General features: G+C 67.6%; 9 protein-coding genes, 1 tRNA gene and 3 pseudogenes. 6 read left to right on the forward strand and 7 right to left on the reverse strand.

Translation table 11 applies throughout. From position 1 onward, the window contains the following. Positions 1 to 228 precede the first annotated feature (228 nt). Positions 229 to 1,537 (reverse strand): annotated as a pseudogene (locus HUV60_RS03405) (ISAs1 family transposase). Between the two features lie 102 nt (positions 1,538 to 1,639). On the opposite strand from HUV60_RS03405, the gene HUV60_RS03410 reads away from it, so the two are divergent. Beyond that, positions 1,640 to 2,140, forward strand: a complete 501-nt coding sequence (locus tag HUV60_RS03410; RefSeq protein ID WP_257852370.1) for a hypothetical protein — start codon at positions 1,640 to 1,642, stop codon at positions 2,138 to 2,140. 473 nt (positions 2,141 to 2,613) lie between these two features. Further along, a pseudogene (locus HUV60_RS03415) lies at positions 2,614 to 3,926 on the forward strand (ISAs1 family transposase). Here HUV60_RS03415 and HUV60_RS03420 read toward each other — a convergent pair. Both HUV60_RS03420 and HUV60_RS03425 read right to left on the reverse strand, forming a co-directional pair. Further along, the gene (locus tag HUV60_RS03420) at positions 3,919 to 4,185 is read right to left on the reverse strand and encodes a hypothetical protein (RefSeq protein ID WP_257852369.1); all 267 of its coding nucleotides are present in this window, start codon (positions 4,183 to 4,185) and stop codon (positions 3,919 to 3,921) included. The pseudogene HUV60_RS03415 and the gene HUV60_RS03420 sit on opposite strands and share 8 nt — an antisense overlap. A gap of 14 nt (positions 4,186 to 4,199) precedes the next feature. Next, positions 4,200 to 5,243, reverse strand: a complete 1,044-nt coding sequence (locus tag HUV60_RS03425) for a transposase family protein (RefSeq protein ID WP_269441111.1) — start codon at positions 5,241 to 5,243, stop codon at positions 4,200 to 4,202. 525 nt (positions 5,244 to 5,768) lie between these two features. Here HUV60_RS03425 and HUV60_RS03430 point away from each other — a divergent pair. Beyond that, complete coding sequence (locus tag HUV60_RS03430; RefSeq protein WP_269441112.1) at positions 5,769 to 6,362, forward strand: hypothetical protein; 594 nt, start codon at positions 5,769 to 5,771, stop codon at positions 6,360 to 6,362. A gap of 995 nt (positions 6,363 to 7,357) precedes the next feature. On the opposite strand, the gene HUV60_RS03435 is transcribed toward HUV60_RS03430, so the two are convergent. Further along, positions 7,358 to 9,040: an IS1182 family transposase gene (locus HUV60_RS03435; protein WP_269441113.1), complete on the reverse strand. Its 1,683-nt coding sequence runs from the start codon at positions 9,038 to 9,040 to the stop codon at positions 7,358 to 7,360. Positions 9,041 to 9,278: 238 nt separating this feature from the next. Continuing rightward, complete coding sequence (locus HUV60_RS03440) at positions 9,279 to 9,467, reverse strand: hypothetical protein (protein ID WP_042164726.1); 189 nt, start codon at positions 9,465 to 9,467, stop codon at positions 9,279 to 9,281. 704 nt (positions 9,468 to 10,171) lie between these two features. Between HUV60_RS03440 and HUV60_RS03445 the strand changes: the two genes are divergently transcribed. The 3 genes and pseudogenes from HUV60_RS03445 to HUV60_RS03455 form a co-directional block, all read left to right on the forward strand. Further along, complete coding sequence (locus HUV60_RS03445; protein WP_269441114.1) at positions 10,172 to 11,494, forward strand: NucA/NucB deoxyribonuclease domain-containing protein; 1,323 nt, start codon at positions 10,172 to 10,174, stop codon at positions 11,492 to 11,494. Positions 11,495 to 11,579: 85 nt separating this feature from the next. After that, positions 11,580 to 12,200: a DUF6461 domain-containing protein gene (locus tag HUV60_RS03450; RefSeq protein WP_257852363.1), complete on the forward strand. Its 621-nt coding sequence runs from the start codon at positions 11,580 to 11,582 to the stop codon at positions 12,198 to 12,200. Between the two features lie 204 nt (positions 12,201 to 12,404). Then, positions 12,405 to 13,355: pseudogene (locus HUV60_RS03455) on the forward strand (DEAD/DEAH box helicase); the annotation flags it as partial. Positions 13,356 to 13,479: 124 nt separating this feature from the next. On the opposite strand, the gene HUV60_RS03460 reads toward HUV60_RS03455, so the two are convergent. Next, a tRNA-Leu gene (locus HUV60_RS03460) sits at positions 13,480 to 13,564 on the reverse strand. A gap of 302 nt (positions 13,565 to 13,866) precedes the next feature. Continuing rightward, positions 13,867 to 15,078, reverse strand: a complete 1,212-nt coding sequence (locus tag HUV60_RS03465; RefSeq protein ID WP_257852362.1) for a sugar phosphate isomerase/epimerase family protein — start codon at positions 15,076 to 15,078, stop codon at positions 13,867 to 13,869. Between the last annotated feature and the right edge of the window lie 75 nt (positions 15,079 to 15,153).

The raw sequence follows: 15,153 nt of genomic DNA on the forward strand, positions 1-15,153 counted from the left end.
CGGCACAGCATTTGGCCCTGGGGGAACTGTCGTCGGTGCCGCCATCGGGGGGGCAGGGGGAGCTGTAGCCGGCATCCTTATGACTGGCCCAGTGAACAACGCCATGTCGAAGGGATGGAAGAGCGTCAAGGGCTGGTTCGACTGATGAAATAGTCCTGTCACAACCTCGAGTGGATGCGGCAGCTCCTGTTCCAGGGCCCCGGCGAGTGCCTGGATCGTCCGGTTTGATCATGTGATGCCGTAGAGGGCGAGGGCGAGGGCGAGGGCGCGGGGGCGTTCGGTGTGGGCTCGTCGTCCGGCGGCGGTGTTGATGTAACCCGCGAGCTTGAGTGTGCTGCGGATCAGGTCGCGGAGGGCTGCGAGTACGGCGGGCGTGTTGTGGGTCCTGACCTGAGACTTGTCCTCGTTGAAGGTGACATCTCGGCACCAGTGGACGGTGTTCTCCACGGTCCAGTGCCCGCGAGCCCAGGACGCGATCTCGGCGGCGTTCGCCTCCTCGGCGGGCAGGTCGGTGATCGCGTAGACGGTCTCGCTGGACCACTTCTTCGCCCCTGTAGAGGCGGCGTCTGCGCTGGATGCGCAGGACCTGGGCCGCGTGCGGGAAGAGCAGGCCGTCGACGGTGACGACCTGCACGAGCCGCTGCTCGTGTCGGCCGTGGCCCCGGGCGTCGTCACGGTGGATCACGGGGATCTTCTTCCAGGGCAGGGAGTGGAGCTGACGGGCTTGTGCGCGTTGGTTGTTCTTGATGGTCAGCAGGTAGTGAGCGCCGCGTTCGTGCAGGTAGGTGGCGTGGTCGCGTGGGGCATGGAGTGCATCGGCGGTGACGATCGTCCCCGCGAGATCTGCGTCGTCGATTCCGTCGAGGAGGGGTGCGAACTCGGGGATTTCGTTGGTCTTCGCGCCGATCTCGCGGGAGGCGAGCGTGACGCCGTCGCCGTGGCGGACGGCGGACAGGACGAAGACCCGGCTGCCGTCCGGGCGGCGGGCGCCGCGCAGGCACTTGCCGTCCACCGCGATCGCCCGCCGCCGGATGCGTATCGGGTCGGCGTGGGCGGCTGTCCGGTGGGCCCGGCGCTGTTCGCGCTCGGTGCCGCCGTCGGGCATGACCGGTTCCGGCCGGCGGGGCTGTGCGGACAGCAGGGGCCGAAGGTAGTCGTAGGCCGCCGCACAGATCTCACCTGGATCCAGGCGTCCCAGGACGCTGCGCAGGGTCTTCTCGCTCGGCACCCGGTAGCGGCCGAGGAGCGGGTGGTAGGGCAGGCCGAAGGCGGCCAGTTCCTCCGGCGTCGCGCGTCGGCACCACTCCGCCGCCGCGGTGATCGAGTCGTGTCCGGACGGGGTCATAGCGCAGACCATCAGGGCCAGCAGCGAGGAGAGCCGGTACCGCACCCCGCAAGCCCCTCTCGGATCGGTGACCGACTCGAACTCGGTCACCAGGCAGCGGACTTGATCCTTGGCGGCCCCCTCGCCGAGGGCTTCCAGGCGGGGCACCGCGCAAGCGGGGGCAGCGACAGGGGATGATGGAGGAACGAACACGGCACCTTCGTGGATCTTGAAGCGTAGAGAACTCCATGATCCACGGGTGCCGTGTTCACCTGCTTCCGGGACCCATCACCGAGATCAACATTCCAGAACGGGATGATCCAGGCACTCGCCGGGGCCCTGCTCCTGTTCCGCTGCCGCATCCACCCAGTACGCTGTCTTCATGCAGCAAAGGATGCAGGGGCGAAAGGTTCCGAAATGGGATACATACTGGGGGTTTCCTTCTTTTTCTGCAGTGCCGCCTTCATGTCCTGGAAAGCGCGCCAACTTTGGCGGGACCCCCACCAGGTTTCGTTCTTCATGACTACGTTCACCTTCCTCCCTTTTGGTGAAGAAGTGAAACGTGGCGAAGTTCGCTCGATTGGCCTGACGGCTGCCTCGCTTTGGGGCATTATGCTTCTGCTTCTCACCGCTTGGGTCGATGAAAGCAGTATGTGGAATGGGGTAATTTTCCTGCTCTCCACATGCGTCATCCTGCTCAGCTTGACGCTTGAGATGCTTGTCATTCTATTCAACCAACCGAAATTTATTGTTCCTCCGCACATGCGCTCCGAGCTAGGGATCCTTGCAAATAATCGGACGCGCCGAAAAAGGTGACAAGGCGACGAGGATGACCACGGTCAGCGAGGTAAAGTAGCACCGGAAAGCGGGTGCCGAAGATGAGGACACCTCGCCCTGATCAACCGGGCCGATGATCGGCGAAGACAGGGGTCGACTGACCTATTTCCCATGCGTTGGAGCATGGCCGAGAAGACGTCGGCCTACGCGTCGACCGTGGCGGAATCCATGAGGTTGGTCTGCCTCGATGGATGGCTTTCTGGCGATCGGCAGCAAGCCGCAGAAACTACCGGAAGAGGCGGTTACGTCCGAACTCGGGGCCTGCCCGTTGATCGGGCTGGCTCCAGCAAGTCGACGACGGACAGTCCCGTCTCCCCATCGACCAGGGCCCCGGCGAGTGTCGGGAACATCCTGTTCTGGGGTGTTGATTTGGAGGGTGGGCCCGGGAAGCAGGTGAACACGGCACCTGTGGATCATGGAGTTCTCTCCGCTTCAAGATCCACGAAGGTGCCGTGTTCGTTCCTCCATCATCCCCTGTCGCTGCCCCCGCTTGCGCGGTGCCCCGCCTGGAAGCCCTCGGCGAGGGAGCCGCCAAGGACCAAGTCCGTGACCTGATCGTCGAGTTCGAGTCGGTCACCGATCCGAGAGGGGCGCGGGGTGCGCTACCGGCTCTCCTCGCTGCTGGCCCTGATGGTCTGCGCTATGACCCCGTCCGGACACGACTCGATCACCGCGGCGGCGAAGTGGTGCCGACGCGCGACGCCGGAGGAACTGGCCGCCTTCGGCCTGCCCTACCATCCGCTCCTCGGCCGCTACCGGGTGCCGAGCGAGAAGACTCTGCCCAGTGTCCTGGGACGCCTGGATCCCGGCGAGATCAGCGCGGCGGCCTATGGCTACCTTCGGCCCCTGCTGTCCCCACGGCCCCGCCGGCCGGAACCGGTCATGCCCGACGGCGGCACCGAGCGTGAACAGCGCCGGGCCCACCGGACAGCCGCCCACGCCGATCCGGTACGCATCCGGCGGCGGGCGATCGCGGTGGACGGCAAGTGCCTGCGCGGCGCCCGCCGCCCGGACGGCAGCCGGGTCTTCGTCCTGTCCGCCGTCCGCCACGGCGACGGCGTCACGCCCGCCTCCCGCGAGATCGGCGCGAAGACCAACGAAATCCCCGAGTTCGCACCCCTCCTCGACGGAATCAACGACGCAGATCTCGCGGGGACGATCGTCACCGCCGATGCACTCCATGCCCCACGCGACCACGCCACCTACCTGCACGAACGCGGCGCGCACTACCTGCTGACCATCAAGAACAACCAACGCGCACAAGCCCGTCAGCTCCACGCCCTGCCCTGGAAGAAGATCCCCGTGATCCACCGTGACGACGCCCGGGGCCACGGCCGACACGAGCAGCGGCTCGTGCAGGTCGTCACCGTCGACGGCCTGCTCTTCCCCCACGCGGCCCAGGTCCTGCGCATCCAGCGCAGACGCCGCCTCTACAGGGGCGAAGAAGTGGTCCAGCGAGACCGTCCACGCGATCACCGACCTGCCCGCCGAGGAAGCGAACGCCGCCGAGATCGCGTCCTGGGCTCGCGGGCACTGGACCGCGGAAAACACCGTCCACTGGTGCCGCGATGCCACCTTCAACGAGGACAAGTCCCAGGTCAGGACCCACAACACGCCCGCCGTACTCGCAGCCCTCCGCGACCTGATCCGCAGCACACTCAAGCTCGCGGGTTACATCAACACCGCCGCCGGACGACGAGCCCACACCGAACGCCCCCGCGCCCGCGCCCTCGCCCTCGCCCTCGCCCTCTACGGCATCACATGATCAAACCGGACGATCCAGGCACTCGCCGGGGCCCTGGCCACGGAGCGAGGTAGTCGCGGCGGCGCCACCGCACACCGGACGTGCTGATCGTGTACGTACGACCGTCGTCCTCCAGGGCGAACGTCGCCAGCTGACCCGCGGACACATCCGTGAGTGGCGTCGCGTCGGCCTGCCACGCTTGGAGGGGGGTTTTCCCGTTCAGTACGGACGGCTGGTGGCGGGTGTTCCACCAGGTCACCCAGTCCAGCAGCAGTCCCACGAACGCCTCATACGTCAGGGGCGGGGCGTCGGGGTCGGCGAGATGGCCGCCGTTAAGTTTCTGGCGGCCGGTGTAGCGGGGAGTGAGGCGAGGAACATCTCCTCCACCGCGTCGTTCAGCGCCTCGATCGTGCCCTTCAAGTGCGGCGTGTAGGCGGGCAGGTCGGTCACGGGGACGGCGAGCGCGCCCATCGCCGCAGTGACTGCCTGGCACAGGAACTCCTTGCCGCGGTCGACCCGGATCTGACCGGGCAGCCCGCCCACTGGCCCGAATGGCTCGGTGCGGGTGGTCGCGATACGCAAGGACGCCAGCACCGCGTCCCGGCTCGGCGCGTGCGCGGTGACCGCCACCCCGGTGATCGCTTTGGTGGCGCAGTCGATGAACCAGGTCACCCACGGTGTGGCCAGCTCGCCCTCCACGTCGACCTCGACGGGCACGTGCTTGTGGTCGCCCTCCCACGCCGCGTTGCGGTGCGTCGCCGGCCGCTGCCCGAAGACGTCATGCGCGCGCCGCGCCGCTTCCCCGCTCTTGAGGCCGGCCCGTTCCCCGCGGGTCAGGTCGCGGCGGATCGCCCGGTGCAACGTGGAAAGCGAAGGTACCGGGGGCGCGTCTGGATTCTCGGCCGCCCGCTGCACCAGCTCGGCGTGGACCCGGGAGGCGTTACCGCCCCACAGCGCCAACAACCGCCGGACCTCCGTGGTGACCGTGAAACGGGACGACTCCACCCGGGCGAGGCGGTGGTCCTCCCGGGCAGCGGCCAGCCACCGCCACACCGTCCGCTCCGACTTCCCCAACGCCTGCGCCACCAGACGCACATGCGCGGCGCTCAGCTCACCGCGCCCGTCGAGGTCCAGCAGCCGGGGAATCGCCGCCGCCCGGCCCGCCGCCGGCGGGAACACGGCATCCGGGCTGTCTTGCTGATGCTCGCCACGGCTTCCCGGCACACGCGGCCCCTCTCGCCGAGTACGGGACAGCACGGCCTTGCTGTCCTGGTCCCAGGTATCCCAGCCCTTCGGCACCCAACTGACCGGAATCGGCATACGACTGACAGCAACCATCGCCATCCGATACAGCCGGCCCGCCTGCGAGGCCGCACGGCAGCCCAACCCTCTCGATCCCGGAGGCATGACGGCTTCTTACGGTCCTGGTGTGACCGGGGCCGGATGCTGGATCCGCTGGAGCATCTGTTCCATGACGGGGACGGGCAGGGAGGGTGTCGGGCCGCGGTTTGTGCGGTGTCGGCGTCCCGCAGCAACCGGATTATCACCCGGGCGGGCAGCCTTGGATGCAGGGCGGCGGCGTAGCGGACACGTTCGTGCGGGTCGTCGAGCAGCCGGACCGCCGATGCGGGCGAAAGACGTAGGTCGGACGCGGCCCGGTGCCGTACTTCCTCGTTGCTGTCCCGGCTGAACCTCTCCACCAGCTCTGGCGTGGACTCCGGGTCGTCCAAGGCCAGCTGGCGCATTCTGGCGTTCGGGTCGTCGGCGTAGCGCAGCAGGTCGCGGCGGGGGAAGTTGGGGTGGCCGTGAGGGCGGTCGGGGGTACTGAGGCTGCCGGTCCACCACTGCCACACCCGCAGGAGCATGTCGGCGGGCGCGTCGTCGCAGGATTCCGCGAGGAAGAGCTGGACGACGCGGTCGTCGTCGCGGGCGAGGCGTTCGACGACGTCCGCAGGGAGGTGCCGGGCCCGGGCAACGCTCCTGCGGATCAGGGGGTGGGAGGAGGGCGGCCAGGCGGCGCATGGCGCCGGGATCCTCGTGCAGTGCCATGACCCAGTCGAGCGGGTAGTAGTGCCCGCGCGGGTCGAAGTCGATGGGGATGCCCGCCCGCTGCTCCTCGGTGATGTCAGCGCGTGTGGCCACCACGAAGCGGACGTTCTCGTCAGGGTCCTGGGCAAGAAGTCCGACCAAGTCCGGGTCCAGGTGCGGGTTGCCCGCGAGAGAGCTGCGCTGGGCCGGCTCTCCGTGGTGAGCCAGGTGTTCGGCGAGGCCGCGTTCGAGGCGGCAGGACTCAACCGCGCGCTCTCGGACTCCTTCGGTATCGAACACCGAACGGGGCATCGGGTGCTCTCGGTGGTACCGCAACAGCGCCTCGATGCGCACTTTGCCGGAAGGATCGCCCAGAAGCTTGCGCCGGGCCGGGCCGTCCAGATGAGGCCAGGCCCTTTGGCAGGCTGAGGCGCGTACAGAGGGATCCTCGTCGCCAGCCAGCGCGGTCAGTATCCGTACGGGCAGTCCGCGAAGACGAGCTGTCTCTTTCCGGACCTGGACGGAAGGATCCGCGGCGAGCTGCTCGTACGCGGCGTCGGTGAGCTCGGCGTGCTGGTCAGCCGCCAGCAGGGTGAGGATCCAGCGGGGCCGGGCTCCCCGCTCGCCCAGGATCAGACGAGTCCACTGCTCCGCTGTGAGGCCCGGCTGGGCCTCGGCCAGCAGCTGCCTCACCTTCCCCTCCGGGTGGACGATGGCCGCCTCGATGACCACCGCAGGCAGACGCCGCCACAGGAGGAAGTGCGACACACCAAGGAGACGGGCACGCAGGTCATCGGGGGTGGCCGGGTTGAGTGCCAGCCCGTGCGCCCACATCTCACGCACCCGCTCCGAAGACCCCGGCCCCTGAAACAGCGATGTCCAAGCGGCTGCCCGCTCCCGCGGGCTCTCCTGGGCCGCCGCCCGAGCGGCTGTCTCCTGCCGCTCTCGCAGGTGGTCCACGCCGATCAGCCATACCTCGTCTTCTTCAGTGGTCACCCCCAGCAGGATGTCCCCGTCCATCGAGAGGGTGACGAACTCCGGCTGCCCGGGCCGCTCGCCCAAAACTCCGGCGAGGTCCCACTGCTCCGTGAGCTGCACCCGCGTCCAAGGCCTGGGCGCGCAGCCTGTCCAGTTGCCCGCGACGTCGATCAGGAAGACACCATCCCCGCCGAAGAGCCCGCTCTCGGTCCCGAGCCGGTGCCACTGCGCATTGAGCTCGGCGACCAGGTCCGCTCGGTCTGCCCTCACACTCACGGTCGGCCTGATTTCTCCCGCGACGACCAAGCGCCACGCGGCCCGGGGCGACGCTACCTCCTCGGTCTTCCAGTCCCCCGCGATGTGCAGCCCGGCGCGCCGCAGCATCTTCATCAGCTTGTCTTTCCCACCCGTCATGACTCCGTTGCCCAATTCCGAGCGGTCGCCGGTCAGGCTGTGAGCATGTAGGCAAGGCGTTCGAGTCTGCTGGTCCGGGGTCTGCCGAGCGGGGTGGTGCTCCAGTAGGCGTCGAGGCGGATGACGTTCAAGGCGGTGGCGGAGAAGACGTGCTGGAGGCGGACCTTGGCCAGTCCTCGGTAGCGGGCCCGGCGGATTCCGGTCATGTCCAGGGCCTGGTTGATCGTGCCCTCGACCCCCGCGCGCAGCTTGTACTTGTCCCGCCAGGTCTGGGTCTTCTGCACGGCGCGGGCGGTGGCCTGGATCTCGTGCAGCTCTTTCGGCCGCAGGGTGAGCATCCGACTGACCCGCCGGGAGGAAGTGCACTGCGTCCTTGACGGGCAGGCCCGGCAGTCGGTGGAGGCGAACTGGGCGACGATGGCGGGCCTGCCGTGCTGGGTGACCGGATACCACCCGGCGCTGGTGCGACCGGCCGGGCAGGTGACCTGACGGGCCTTCCAGTCGACGCGGAAAGCACTCTTGTCGAACCCCGCAGCGGCCTTGGACTGCGGCGAGTGGTCGGCCAGCAGCGGGGTGACCATCGCGGTCCCGTCCTTGCCGGCGGCGGCCACCAGGTCCACGCTCGGATAGCCGGAGTCCAGATAGTGCTCGCCCGGGCGCAGACCGCGCTCATTCAGGCGCTGCTGGATGCCGGCGGTGGCCTTCACGTCCGGCACCGTCGCCTTCGTGGTGTGCACATCGGTGATCAGGTTCGGCGGCGCCGCGACGCGCTTCCCGTTCCCGCTCCCGGCTTCGGCTTCGGCTTCGGCTTCGGCGGGAGTATGGCAGGTCTCGGTCAAATGAATCTTGTAGCCCAGCCAGAACAGCTCCTCGCCCTTGGCCGCCCACCGCGCATCCGCATCGTAGGGAGAGGCCAGGCGGATATGACCGGGCGGGACGCCGTCCACCTCGGCCTCCCGCTTCCTGATCACCTCCCGTCCCCGCGCGCCGGTCTCGATGTAGTAGGTCTGCACCAGCACCTGCCGCAAAAGCTCAACCGCGGGAAGCTCCGCCAGCCACGGCGGGGCGCCGGGCGCGCGCACCGCCCGGCACAGCATCAGCGCGTCCTGCCCGAACACCACCGCGAGCCGGTCCCGCTTGGTCTTCGAGGCCGGCAGCTTCCACCCGTCCACGCGCGGACCGTAGCGGTGCGCCAGTTCGGTGACATCCACCGCGCCTGCCAGCCACTCGGGCGCGGCTGCGGCCAGCACCTCCAGCGCGGCGCGCACGCTCTCGCCCGCCAACTCCAGCCGGTTCAAGTCCCTCACCGCGCTGATGACATGGGTGGAGTCGCTGCGCTGCTTGCCGCCGGCCGCAACGAGTCCCTCGGTGCGGCAGCACTCCAGGAGCCGGTCGAAGACCAGGCGTTCCATGCCGTGCTCGATCAGGCGTGCGCGGAACTTGGCCAGCACGCTGAAGTCGAAGCCGGGATCGGTCAGCTCGGCGCCGATCGCGTACTTCCAGTCGATCGCGCGTACCGCCATCGCGGTGGCCTGCCGGTCGGTCAGGTCCTCGGTGAACTGCAGGACAGTGACCAGCGAGAGCACCGCCGGGGACAGCCCCGGGGCACCGCGCACCCCGAACGCGTCGGTGTACGGCTCATCGGCGAAGACCGCTTCCATCCGGTCTCGCAGGCGTATCGGCAGGCTCCCGGCCGGGAAAGCGGCCCGGGCCACCCTCGCTGTCTCCTCCGGAACCGCAGGCAGCCCCTCCGGCCGCATCGACATCCGCACCATCCCAGGGCTCGCACCACTCATGACGACACGGCAGATCATCTCCCACTGCGCATCGCCGCCGCGGCGAATTGGGCAACGGAGTCGAGATCGAGCCGTCCGCCTCCTGAGCCGTCCTTCTGTCGCTGTCCTTCTCCTGAACTTGCCCCTTCGGCGTTCGGGAGCTGCGGTTCGCGGTTAGTCAGACTGCGGTGCTGAAGGGGCGTCCGCCCCAGCGGATGCCCTTTTCGCTGCGGATGCGGGCGCGTTCCTTGCGTTGGGCGGCGAGTACGTCGGGGTGGCGGGCGTTGGTGCTGCCCCGGCGCACGATCTGCTGCAGCTTCTGTCCCTCCTGGTCGGTCAGTCTGCGTACACGGACAGGCTCAGCCACCGCGCCTCCAGCGATCGGATCGGACGTCACCGCACATCCAACCGTCGCGACCACCAACCCGGCGAACCTTCCCGGCCAGAGCACTAGACAGCGAATCCGCCCCCCGATCCGGTGAAACGCGGAGACGTCCTTCAGGTTGATTCTCCCCGTCACACGATCGACGGGACGGCGGACGGTCTGGACGGCCTGACGACCCGCTGAGGAACGCAGGCCGCCGACCGCACAGACCTTCGGCCTGAGATTCTCCGAGCATCGGCGACCGGTCGCGCATGTCCGGCCTTGGAGCGCCATCTGCTTCCAGGTAAGGGATTTCAGCTGTGTGCGGAGCGCTTGCTCATCTCGCGCTCCACGATCACGATGCAGCGGGTGCCTCGTCCGCGCAGGCGTGTGGCGTGGCCGTAGCGGAGTGCGTGGCGTCGCCGCTCACGACGGTGCCGGGCAGGGGTCCAGGGGCCGGAATCGCGTGATCCCGCCGTCGTCCTCCCACCGACGTCCGTCTGCGCGACAACCAGGTCTTGTGAAGGCAATGAATTGTAAACCCCTGCGACATCAGCAGTTCAGTTTCGGTAGCTGTATGCAGCATTGACTGTCCGAAATTAATCGTTGACGCGATGATCGTACCGTGATTGCCTACCACCACCCGAATCACAACCATCCGCTCAAGGAACGGGAAATCGGTGGACAGTAGGCGCAGAATTTGGTTAGTGCTGGCGGTGGCATCAATATTTTCGCTCTTCCCCGTGCAGGCAATGGCCGACAGTCCACTACAGAACAGCGCACCGACACTCCATTCCCTGGATACGGGTCCGGATGTGGGACCACAAGAAGAAAAGAGGCCGTCGGAGTCTCTTGAGGTGAAACCAGTCGAGGAGTCCTGTACTCCGACGCCTCCGGATTCTCCTGAACGGCACGCGGGAGTCGCGGAGACGTGTACGGCCGTTCTGTCTTCCACATCACAGTCTCCCCGCTCGGCCAAGAAGACCCGCACCTCCGCCGTAGAGGCAGTCGGAAGTGTTTGCACCATCACGGATCCGGGATACTGGCATTTCGAAAGGCTGGGCTACTGCCTACGCGAGATGACGGTTGATTTTACTCTTCGCGGTGAGCAACAGCAGGTGCTGGGGACAGCCATCCTCTACGTCAGCTCAAGCGCGACTCTCAACCCTCGTTCAGGTGTGTGGAGCGAAGAGATAATGATTGAGGCCACTCAGTACACACAACAAGTGAAGAGCCTCAACATTGCGGCCGCCATGTCTTGCACCTCGACCTGCAAAGCAACGGATGAGCATCCATGGGATGGTAATTGGACCCTCACCGACGGGCAGACGGCTTTCGGTTCGGTCGCTTATTCCGACGTCCCTTCCGTCGGAGTGGCCGACTCTTCGACCGTCAAGTACAACCTCTACATAACGCAGCCGGGAACGATACCGACGCTTCCCAATGTCAACTGGTCGAATCCCCGTGCGGTCCGCTGCGACTCCGCCCTGACCGGAGGCGGCAACACCAGCACCGGCTGCGTACTGCCCAGCATCACGCCCCGGCTGGAACTGCCGGTCAGCCAGTACGGCGCCGCAGCCGTTACGTACGGATGGGCGCAGTGGAATCTCCCGAACAAGTGGGGTCTCTACAGCGGATCCCCGATGACTCGGGCCCTGGACGGCGATGCCAGGAGAAAGTTCACTTGCGAGGAGAAGAGCTCAGTCCCTTTCGTCGCGAAACCTGACGACGTTGTCCTGAAGGACTCGTGTGATGAATTCCCCTTCGCCTCGACCGAGCAAGGGGGGACCGACGGTGGCAAGTGCGCCGAGATCGCACCTCTCTTCGAGGGCGACGGACAATGGAGGGTTTATGAGGCCGACCCTTCCAGACCGGTCACCGGAACAGAGCCCTGTGCACGCGGTCACGTCAATCTTGATCAGAACAAGCTGGCCGGCACCGCGTACAGCAATCTCATACAGAACATGCGTCTGATCGAGAAGGATCCTTTCTACCTCACCGTGCCGGACTACTTCGACGCAGTGGAGTAGCAGTCCCAGTGCACTCTCGTTCATTCAGGGAGATCCATCCGTGAATGAACGAGAGCGGATGCGACGACACTCCCCGGGAGACCGAATGCCCAATCCCTGGCAATGGGAGAAAGCGGAGCAATTCTGCTTGAGCCTTTCCCTTGACAGAACCCCGGAAGAAATAATCGACATCTACGGAGCTGACGTTGAAAAGGCCCGCCGGCTACCTCTGAATGCAGCTCCCAGCTCACCCGCCCAGGGCGTTGCACTGCGGGCGGGATCACTGGGAAGATGGGCTTTCTGTATGGAGTTCGACAACCCGATCGGCTGCACGGAAAGAATCATGCGCGACCTGTCAGAGCGTACCGAATCTATCACCCTTCTCCGGACAGCGAAAGCACTGAAGACGTTCCACTATGCCGCGAACGGGAAAGTTCACGAATGGTTCGAGCCAGGATATCCACCCAGCGTTCGAGGCCGGAGTCGGTACAACTTCGCACGCAAAGTCCATGCTCTCACCTCGGCAGGTGCGGATACGATCACGGCGTGCTCGCAGGTCATCTCTCTGCACATCGGACAGGAACTCACCACGGAAACCCTTGAAGGCCCCCTGCTGTCCGCGGTTGTCGCCGAGATCGACCGAGCCGGCCTGGATCACCCGGATCCTCCTCTGCGGTATCCGTCATCTCCCCTGAGGAGTTCCGGTCACCTGGGGCGACGGCTGTAGCAGGTGGGTGGCGCTATCCGGGCTTCGACCTCATGACGCCTCTTCGTCACCCAGCGGGGCGGCCGGCCTCCGGGATTCGACCAGGTGGGTGTCGTCGTCCGAGGCGGGCGTTACTTTGGATGCTGATCGTCACAGTGCCTTCGCCTCCTGTCACGGCGCGGCGCGCCCGGCGGTCGCGGTAACCGTCCTGTCCGAAAGGTCCTCGTGAAGCCCACCCCGGCCGCCGCGCAGCTCCGCGGCAGTCTGACGCAGTACCTCACGACGACGTACGCGCTGGCCGACGAGGACACCCGGCTCGCGCTGGAGCGATTCCTCGGGGATCCGGAGACGGGCATCTTCCGGGGCCGTACCTGCGGATCAGGACGCCGTTCCATCCCGCCGACGACGGGTGGGCGGTCGGCGCTGGAGTGGCAGCCGTCGTTCACTGCGTGGCGGCACCGGGCGAAGGCGTGGGAGCAGCTGAGCACGTACAAGGGTGCGGCCGGGCCGACGCTCGTGACGACCGGCACCGGGTCCGGCAAGACCGAGTCGTTCCTGATCCCCGTCCTCGACCACTGCCGGCGGCAGAAGGCGCTGGGCCGGCGCGGGGTGAAGGCCGTGCTGCTGTACCCGATGAACGCGCTCGCCACCGACCAGGCCGGCCGGATCGGCGACTACCTCGCGCAGCCGGAGCTGGCGCAGGTGACGGCCGGTCTCTCCATCGGCGACAAGCCGGACACGGACTTCCGTCGGGTGATGACGCGGCGCGAGGAGATGCGCCAGTCGCCGCCGGACGTGCTGATCACCAACTACAAGATGCTGGACCTGCTGCTGCAGCGGGCCGAGGACCGCCCGCTGTGGGAGAGGGCGGACCCGGCGTACGTCGTCCTGGACGAGTTCCACACCTACGACGGCGCTCAGGGCACCGACGTGGCGATGCTGCTGCGGCGGCTGGCATCCGCCGTGGGCGCCTCGAAGCCGGAGCGGCCGCTCGGGTCGATCTGCCCGGTGGCGACCTCGGCGACCCTCGGTGAGGGCGGGGGCGACGGCAGCGGCATCCTCGCCGTCGCCGAGCAGGTGTTCGGTGTGCCGTTCGGTGCGGACGCGGTGACCGGTGAGGAGCGGCTCAGCGCCGACGACTTCGTCGGCGGCATCAACTACGAGCGGGTGGGTCCGGCGAGTGGTGCAACTCGCCGAACACCCCCTCCAAGAGATCACGCATCACCCTCGGTAACGCAAAAGCAATCGATGGCCTCTACCGAAACGGTAGAGGCCATCGATTGCCTACTGTTGAGCGATGTGTCCGAGGGGGGACTTGAACCCCCACGCCCGTTAAAGGGCACTAGCACCTCAAGCTAGCGCGTCTGCCATTCCGCCACCCGGACGAGGTGTCCTGCCGCCGTGTCAGGGGTGATCCCTGCGGCGGCGTGGACAACCATACCAAGGTTTCGCAGTGCCTTTCACCTGCGTTTCCGTGCCTCCGGACGGAGGGCCGGACCGCGGCGGTCCGGCCCTCCCGCCCTCGTCACGGCATGGGCCGGCACTCCGGGAAACCGCCCGGTAGCCGCTCCCCCCGCAGGGTCCCGGGGCGCGGCACGGCGGGCCCCGGTGCGAGGGCTTCGTCCGCACGGGCCGGGCGGTCCCACCCACGGTTCTGCGGGTGGGACCGCCCGGCCCGTGGTCCCGGTCAGCAGTGCCGCTTGCGCAGGGCCGCCAGGTTGTCGTAGCTGATCTTGGCCTCGCGCAGGGACTGCGCGGGGTCGGTGGCGCTCGGGGCGGTGTCGTCCTCGACCATCGGGTTGTGGTAATTGCGCCGCCCGACCCGGGAGAAGAACGTGGTGTAGTCGATGACGCCGGTCCCGAAGGGCACCATCTCGTAGCCCATGCCGTTGGTCGTGCTGACGACGCCGTCCTTGGCGTGGAACAGCGGGTAGCGCTTGTTGTTGCGGGCGACCAGGCCGGCCGGGTCGAAGACCTTCTTCCGCGTGGAGCCGTCGTGGGCGGTGTACGTGTGGAACTTGTACTGGGCGACATGCGCCCAGAAGATGTCCATCTCCAGCCAGACGGCCTTGGGGTCGGTGACCTCGAGGAAGTACTCCAGCTTCCGGATGCCCGAGCTGCGGGTCGGCCGGCCCTGGTCGTCCAGGGGGCCGCCGTCGAGCAGGAAGCCGTAGGCGCCGTCGTGGTTGTGGGTGTAGAGCTTGATGCCCTCGCGGCGGGCGACCGCGCCGAGGGCGTTCCACTTGTCGGCGGCCACGTCCCAGTCGGCGCGGTGGGAGCTGCCGGTGGGGTCGCCGCCGGTGCCCATGTGGTCCAGGCCGAGGATGTTGGCGATCTCGAGGTGCTTCTTGAAGGTGTCCAGGTCGGCTGTGGTCAACGGCCAGGAGGACGGGACGAAGCCGTGGTTGCCCTGGGCGCGCAGGCCGTAGTCGTCGAGCCAGGAGCGCAGCAGCCTGGCGCCCGCGACGGATTCCAGACCGGCGCCGCCGGGCGCGTTCGCGTGCTGGTTGTAGCCGGCGAACTCCACCTGGCGGTAGCCGTGGCGGGCCAGTTGCCTGAACACCTCGCGGAAGCCCGAGGGCAGGTCGGTGGACAGGGGGTCGCGGCCGGTGGCGTCGCGGACGGTGTAGAGGATGATGCCGCGCTTGTGCGGCGGGACGAGTACCTGCCCGCCGCGGTCATGGCCGTGCCCGTGTCCATGGTCTCTGCCGCGGTCCTGGGCCAGGGCGGGGGCGGCGCCGAAGACGGGGGCCGCGACGGCTCCGGCGGCCACGGCGGTGCAGGTGCTGAGGAAACGGCGCCGGCGCACGCCCAGGGAGCGGCGCAGTGCCTCGTCCGGGGCGTCGGTGGCCGGGGTGGGGGTGGCCTCGGTGCGGGAGGGGTCGGAGTACGGGGTCACGGGTGGCCTGCCTTCTGGGTCGTGGCCGGTTCCGGTGCCGTCCGGACCGGCCGTTGTCAGTGCCGTGTGTTTCAC

The sequence above is a fragment of the Streptomyces sp. KMM 9044 genome, from assembly GCF_024701375.2.
Classification (GTDB): Bacteria; Actinomycetota; Actinomycetes; order Streptomycetales; family Streptomycetaceae; genus Streptomyces.